Origin of the sequence: Mesorhizobium sp. M7A.F.Ca.CA.004.06.1.1 (genome assembly GCF_003999135.1) — a bacterium.
GTDB lineage: Bacteria > Pseudomonadota > Alphaproteobacteria > Rhizobiales > Rhizobiaceae > Mesorhizobium.
In genome coordinates this window covers 1-6,154 of the sequence record NZ_RZPQ01000333.1, presented here as the reverse complement: position 1 = coordinate 6,154, position 6,154 = coordinate 1, and the positions used below count along the sequence as shown (strand labels likewise).

7 protein-coding genes are annotated in these 6,154 nt (G+C 60.8%); 3 read left to right on the top strand and 4 right to left on the bottom strand.

Going from position 1 to position 6,154, the window contains the following annotated elements; all coding sequences use genetic code 11:
- The 3 genes from EN906_RS38345 to radC all read right to left on the bottom strand — a co-directional run.
- Nucleotides 1-73: glutamine amidotransferase (locus EN906_RS38345; RefSeq protein WP_245484301.1), on the bottom strand; the 73-nt coding region annotated here is incomplete at its 3' end.
- Nucleotides 74-145: 72 nt separating this feature from the next.
- Nucleotides 146-1,327, bottom strand: a complete 1,182-nt coding sequence (locus EN906_RS19500) for a PfkB family carbohydrate kinase (RefSeq protein ID WP_127272227.1) — start codon at nt 1,325-1,327, stop codon at nt 146-148.
- Nucleotides 1,328-1,581: 254 nt separating this feature from the next.
- Complete coding sequence (gene radC, locus EN906_RS19495; protein ID WP_127272228.1) at nt 1,582-2,343, bottom strand: DNA repair protein RadC; 762 nt, start codon at nt 2,341-2,343, stop codon at nt 1,582-1,584.
- A gap of 234 nt (nt 2,344-2,577) precedes the next feature.
- Between radC and EN906_RS19490 the strand changes: the two genes are divergently transcribed.
- From EN906_RS19490 to EN906_RS19480, 3 genes are read left to right on the top strand one after another with little or no spacing between them, the layout of a single operon-like run.
- Nucleotides 2,578-3,435 carry a MipA/OmpV family protein gene (locus EN906_RS19490; protein WP_127270995.1) on the top strand — a complete coding sequence of 286 codons (858 nt, stop codon included), beginning with the start codon at nt 2,578-2,580 and terminating at the stop codon, nt 3,433-3,435.
- Nucleotides 3,436-3,476: 41 nt separating this feature from the next.
- Complete coding sequence (locus tag EN906_RS19485) at nt 3,477-4,238, top strand: response regulator transcription factor (protein ID WP_032900681.1); 762 nt, start codon at nt 3,477-3,479, stop codon at nt 4,236-4,238.
- Nucleotides 4,235-5,560, top strand: a complete 1,326-nt coding sequence (locus tag EN906_RS19480) for a HAMP domain-containing sensor histidine kinase (protein ID WP_127272229.1) — start codon at nt 4,235-4,237, stop codon at nt 5,558-5,560. The genes EN906_RS19485 and EN906_RS19480 overlap by 4 nt, the downstream gene beginning before the upstream one ends.
- Nucleotides 5,561-5,586: 26 nt before the next feature.
- Here EN906_RS19480 and map read toward each other — a convergent pair.
- The coding region (map, locus tag EN906_RS19475) for a type I methionyl aminopeptidase (RefSeq protein ID WP_127375314.1) at nt 5,587-6,154 on the bottom strand (568 nt) is incomplete at its 5' end.

Genomic DNA, 6,154 nt, shown 5'->3' with positions numbered 1-6,154 from the left:
GGTCGAACCCCTTGTAGTGGGTCGCCGAACTCACCCAGCTTTCGCCGACAAGAAGGACTTTTGTTTTCGCCATGATCATACTCTCCTGATTTCGTCGGTTGATGCGGTGTTCCGCGCCAGGTCGAAACGTCGATAAGCCATTGTTTCAACTGGCCATCACGGCATTGTTCGCCAGGGCCGCAGCCTTCAGCGTGGCAAAGTCTGCGATGTAACCCTGCGCGCCTTCAACCGTTGTCGTCAGGCTCGCCCCGATTGCCGCATAGCGCGCGGCGTCGTCGAGCGACGCGCCATGCAGCCAAAGGGCAAGGAAGATGCCGGCAAAGCTGTCGCCGGCGCCTGTCGCGTCGACGCGATTGACCGGCAGCGCCGGCACCTCGATCTGCGGACCGCCATTCGCCGGAAAAACGACGGCGCCGAACTCGCCGAGGGTGAGCACGACCGTTCCCCGTTGTTTGATGCGTGATAACATCACTCGCACCTCTTCGATCGTCGTCGCCATACGGCTGCGAAAGTCGAAGATTTCCCGTATCATCACATCGTTGATGAAGGTCAGATCGATCTGTTTGACCATCTGCGAGAAGGTTTCCGGCGTGCGTGCGCTTTTGGGAAGACCGGCCGAATGCAGGCTCACCTTCCAGCCCGCCTGATGAAAGCGAGCGATGGACGCGGTCATCGTCTCGTAGTGGAAGCCTTCGATATGAAGGCAGGCCGGACGTTGCTCGGGCTGGATATCCAGATTGGCTGTCAGGTCGACCTCGCCAAGCTCGAACGGTTCGCTGATGATCGTCCGGCTGCCATTGCGCTCGATGATCACGATCGCCTGGGAGAGGCGGTTGTTGGGCGTGTTGCGGATCGGCAAGGCGTGGACACTCAGTTTCGAAAGCGCGCCGAGCGCCCAATCGCTCTCTGGATCCTGGCCGACCGCTGTCGCCAGCTCAACGTCCAGCGCGTAGGGTGCTCCGATGCCGGCGGCGGCAACCGCGAGATTGGCTGCGGGGCCACCCAGCGCCTTGTCGATGTGGCTGGCGGTGATCCGGTCGTCGCGATGCGGCAGCACGTCGACGCGGCACAGGAAGTCGACACTCACCCTACCGGCGACCAGAAGTCTTGGCAGGTGATCGAGGTTCTTTGGCCTGTGTGGCGCGCGGCCCGGCAGTGAGCGCGCAAAGGAGCTCGGCCGATACATCAGCGCGGCAACCGCCTTCTCGATGCGGTCGCGCGTGCCTTCCTTCAGGCTTGCCGTTCCATTGATGAAATTCGAAACCGTGCCGATGGAGACACCGGCGGTTCGTGCGACATCCGCTATGGTCGGGCGCTTGCGTTGCAATGGCGGAGTTCCAATTGAAGCGTTTCAAAACGGTAGCAGCGAAAATGCGATGCCTCAACGGAATTGTCTTCTAAAAATCAAGAGAGAATTCCTCTCGATTGGAAGTTTAATCCAGAGATAGAGCGGACCTTGGGCCCTCTTTCCAAGATTGAACAATTTTCAAATTTTTTGGTAAAAGATTGTGCAGGCGAATTTCCTGCACTTCATTCGATCGCCCGGGCCTGATCGGACGGTCTTGGCATGCCCCCGGCCCGTCAGATCAGCAACAGGCCCTTCATGCTGGCATATCCCTTCCGCCCGACGATGATGTGGTCGTGCACCGCGATGCCCAGCCGCTTGCCCGCCTCGATGATCTCCTTCGTCATTTCGATATCGGCTCGTGAGGGTGTGGGGTCGCCCGACGGGTGATTGTGGACTAGGATGATGGCGGTGGCCGAGAGTTCGAGGGCGCGCCTGACCACCTCGCGCGGGTAGACGGGCGTATGGTCGACGGTGCCTGTCTGCTGAACCTCGTCGGCGATCAGCGCGTTCTTCTTGTCGAGGAACAGGATGCGGAACTGCTCGCGCGCCTCGAAGGCCATGACCGACCGGCAATAGGCAAGAAGCTGTGTCCAGGACGAGAGGACTTCGCGACCCTGCACCTCTCCGCGCGCCATGCGCTGCGCGGTTGCCGCGACGATCTTGAGATCGAGCGCCACCGCAGGGCCAATGCCCTTGACTTCCTGCAAGAGGCCAACCGGCGCCCCGAGCACTTCGGCCAGCGTGCCGAAGCGCGCCAGCAGCGCCTTGGCCGCCGGTTTGGTGTCGGCACGAGGGATCAGGCGAAAAAGCAGAAGTTCCAGAAGTTCGTAATCGGGCAGGGCGTCCGGACCCGCCAGGGCAAAACGCTCGCGCAGTCGGTCGCGGTGACCGAGGTAATGCGGCTTTTCGTCGAGCGTCGCCTTGGCTTTCGCCGCAGGCCGCATCGGCGCTTCGGAGAAGAAACTCCGCTCGTCGTCGTCGTTTGTGTTCCCCATACACCGCCCACATTGCTCCAGCGCAGACATTAGAACTGTTCTGGCCGGGATTGAAACAGTTCTGTTCCCCGATCGCGAGACGTCCCACGGCAGATCGTCGCTACGGCTTTCTCATACGGCAAGATGAAACCACGATTGCGCAACAAAACTTAACATCACTTAACGCATGCGGCCACTTTCACCTGACATGTTGGCGCCATCGGAGGCTCGTTGCCTCGCTATACTGGAGCGCGCATGTTCGCCAAAATTGACTCTGGACTGTTGGCCGGCCGGGCATCTCTCGCGGCCATGGCAATCCTGCTTTCGACGCATTCGGAGGGCGCGCTGGCGGCAGACGCCATTGCGGTGAATTCCGATGATTTTACCCTGCCGCCCGAGCCTTCCCGTTTCGGGCGTTTCGAACAGAAGCTGTCCGACTGGCATGTCGTGGTCGGCGGCGGCGCCATCATCGTCCCCAAATACGAAGGCAGCAATGAGTTCAAGATCATGCCGGTGCCTTTCGTCACGGCGACATTCCTCGACACGGTGACGATCGACCCGACAGGTGCCAACATCGCCGTCTATGAACAAGGACCGTTCGCGTTCAGCGCTCGGCTTGGCTACGAGATGGGCCGCAAGGAAGACGACTCCGACCATCTGCGCGGCTTGGGGGACGTCGACATGGGCGCGACGGTCGGCGTGAAGGCAGCGGCGAAGTTCGGTCCGGCCGAAATATTCGCGCAACTCGACAAGACCATCGGCGGCAGCGATGGCCTTGAGGGCAGGGTGGGGATCGAGGTGACCCGGCCTCTGTCTCAATCGTTGATGATCGGCGCCAGCGCGTCCGCCGTCTTCGCCGACGAAAATTACATGCAGGCCTATTTTGGTGTCACGCCCGAACAATCGGCTCGCTCGGGGCTGGCGCGCTATGATGCCGGTGCCGGTTTGAAGCGCGCCGATTTTTCGATTTCCGCCACATATATGCTCGACGAGAGCTGGATGGTGCGCGGCGAAGCGGGGGTCGGTGTTCTCTTGGGTGACGCTGCCGACAGCCCTGTTGTCGTCGAAAAGATCCAGCCTTCAGGGATGCTTCTCGTCGGATATCGGTTCTGACGCCTACCCAGGCACCAAATGCAGGCTAGACAAACTCCGGAATGGCACAGCAACGGCACCAAAGCGATTTGAGCGCCGAATCCAGGTCGGCAAGGCAAGGTTCGCGCATCCTCATTGTCGAAGACGATCTTGAGATCGCGCGCATGCTGGGCGAGACGCTCACCGACAACGGCATGATCGTGGAAATTGCCGAGAGCGGCGTCCAGATGAACGCCGCGCTTCGCAACCAGAAATTCGATCTCATCGTGCTCGATGTCATGCTGCCGGGCGAAAACGGTCTCAACATCTGCCGCCGTCTTCGTGCCGGAACCAACATTCCGATCCTGATGCTGACCGCGCTCGGTGAGGAAATCGACCGCATCTTCGGGCTGGAAATCGGCGCCGACGACTATGTGACGAAACCGTTCAGCGCGCGCGAATTGACGGCCAGGATACGGGCGCTGCTGCGCCGCACAGCCTATGCTCCAGACGAGCGGGACTGGTCGAAGGTGCTTCGTTTCAACGGCTGGCGCCTCGATCCAATACGCCGGCAATTGCATGACCCCAACAATGCGCGGGTTACGACCACGACGCATGAATTCGACCTGTTGCTTGCCTTTTGTCGCAATGCGGGCCGGGTTCTCTCTCGCGAGGAACTTCTGGGCGTAACCCATGCCGGGCTCGCGGGGCCGATCGAGCGTAGCGTCGATGTCCATATCAGTCGAATCCGCAGGAAGATCGAAAAGGATGCGCGCGATCCGGTGCTTTTGAGGACCGTTCGGTTGGGTGGCTATATCTTCACCGCGACGGTGGAGGAAGCATGAGTGATATCCTCCGCCGTTTCCTGCCGCAGTCTGTGCGTGGGCAGTTTGTGGCGATCATTTTCATCGCGGTGATCGTGATCATGTTCGTCGGTTCGGTCGTTGAGAGTTTCATAGAGAACGTCGACCTTCCCGCCGCGGAAGATAACGCAAGGCGTGCAGGCGTTGTTGCTGCCTTGTTGCAAGAAACGCCGGCGGAGGCGCGTAGCGCAATTCTGGCGACAGCAAAGCGGGCCGGCTTTGATTTCGAGATATTGCCCAGGGACCAGATAGCCGGCATTCCCCAGTCCTATCTGCAATGGCGAAGTGTCGAATGGCTTTTGCGTATCGACAGGGGGACGGTTGATGGACGCTGGCTAAGGATCGGCGGCCGATACGCGTTTGTCATCGACTTGGACCAGCAGGACGTCCTGGCCCATTTCGGCATGCCCGATTCCTGGCTGACATCGGGCCTCGTCCGTGCCTCGTTCTACAGGTTCATGGCTTTCGTCGCCTTGCCCGTGCTGATCTGGCTGTTTGCGGTTTGGGCCGTGACGGATCCATTGAAGCGCATCTCGGCAGCAGTCGGTTCGGCCGAGATTGAGAATGGCGAACAGCTCTTCGTCGAACACGGCTCCATTGAAATGGTGGGATTGGCGCGCGCCCTGAACAGGATGAGGACGCGCATCCGCACGATGATCGAAAATCGCACGCGCATGTTGCGCAGCGTCAGTCATGATCTGCGCACGCCGTTGACGCGGCTGCGGCTTCGCGCCGAGCGTATGGATGATGGACCCATCCGAACCGCAATCCTGTCCGATGTCCAGCACATCGAAATCTTGATCGACGAGACCCTGACCTATCTGCGCAACGATGTTTCGACGGAGAAGCTGCAGCTCGCCGACATTGCCAGCGTTCTGCAAACCGTCTGCGCCGAGTTCTCCGATGTCGGATTTCCTGTCTCATATTCCGGGCCGGACCGGCTCCTGGGCTGGTGCAAGCCCAATGCATTGGCGCGTGCGATCGCCAATCTCTGCGACAACGGGGTCAAATTCGCTGGCAATGTCACGGTCGCCTTGACAGCGACCGGCACGGCGGCGCGCATCACGGTAGGGGACGACGGGCCGGGTATTCCGATGACGGCACGCGCCCGTGTTTTCGAACCATTCTTCAAGGAAGACGCGTCGCGTGGCATTGCATCGAAGCATGGCTTCGGTCTGGGCCTGTCGATCGTTGCCGACATCGTCCAGGGTCACGGCGGCAGGATCGAATTGGAGGACAACCAGCCCAGCGGACTGGTCGTCACCATCGACCTGCCGAATGCCGCTGGCGTGCAGTCGGCATAGACGGCCTCCTGCCGGGCAGACGCGCTCTAAGCCGGCAGGCCGGGGCGATCGAGCTTTTTGGGCGACAGCGTGAAAATCTCGCACCCTGTGTCGGTCACGCCGATCGTGTGCTCGTACTGCGCCGACAGCGAGCGGTCGCGCGTCACCGCAGTCCAGCCGTCCGACAGAACCTTCACATGCGGCCTGCCCAGATTGATCATCGGCTCGATGGTGAAGATCATGCCTGGCCGCATCTCGACGCCTTCATTGGCGCTGCCGTAATGCAGGATGTTCGGCGCGTCATGGAACAACTGGCCGACGCCGTGGCCGCAGAAGTCGCGCACCACCGAGCAGCGCTCGCCTTCGGCAAAGGTCTGGATGGCGGCGCCGATGGCGCCGGTGCGGGCGCCCGGCCTGACCGCTGCAATGCCGCGCATCAGGCATTCATGCGTGACTTCGAGCAGGCGCTCGGCGGCGCGCTTGATCGTGCCGACCGGATACATGCGCGAAGAATCGCCGTGACAGCCGTCGAGGATGTAGGTGACGTCGATGTTGACGATGTCGCCATCCTTGAGCGGCTTGTTGTCGGGAATGCCATGGCAGACGACATGGTTG

Bases quoted from the DNA above. Each gene is read 5' to 3' on its own strand.
- radC (WP_127272228.1), bottom strand. From the start codon at position 2,343: ATGGGGAACACAAACGACGACGACGAGCGGAGTTTCTTCTCCGAAGCG.
- EN906_RS19490 (WP_127270995.1), top strand. From the start codon at position 2,578: ATGTTCGCCAAAATTGACTCTGGACTGTTGGCCGGCCGGGCATCTCTC.
- EN906_RS19485 (WP_032900681.1), top strand. From the start codon at position 3,477: ATGGCACAGCAACGGCACCAAAGCGATTTGAGCGCCGAATCCAGGTCG.
- EN906_RS19480 (WP_127272229.1), top strand. From the start codon at position 4,235: ATGAGTGATATCCTCCGCCGTTTCCTGCCGCAGTCTGTGCGTGGGCAG.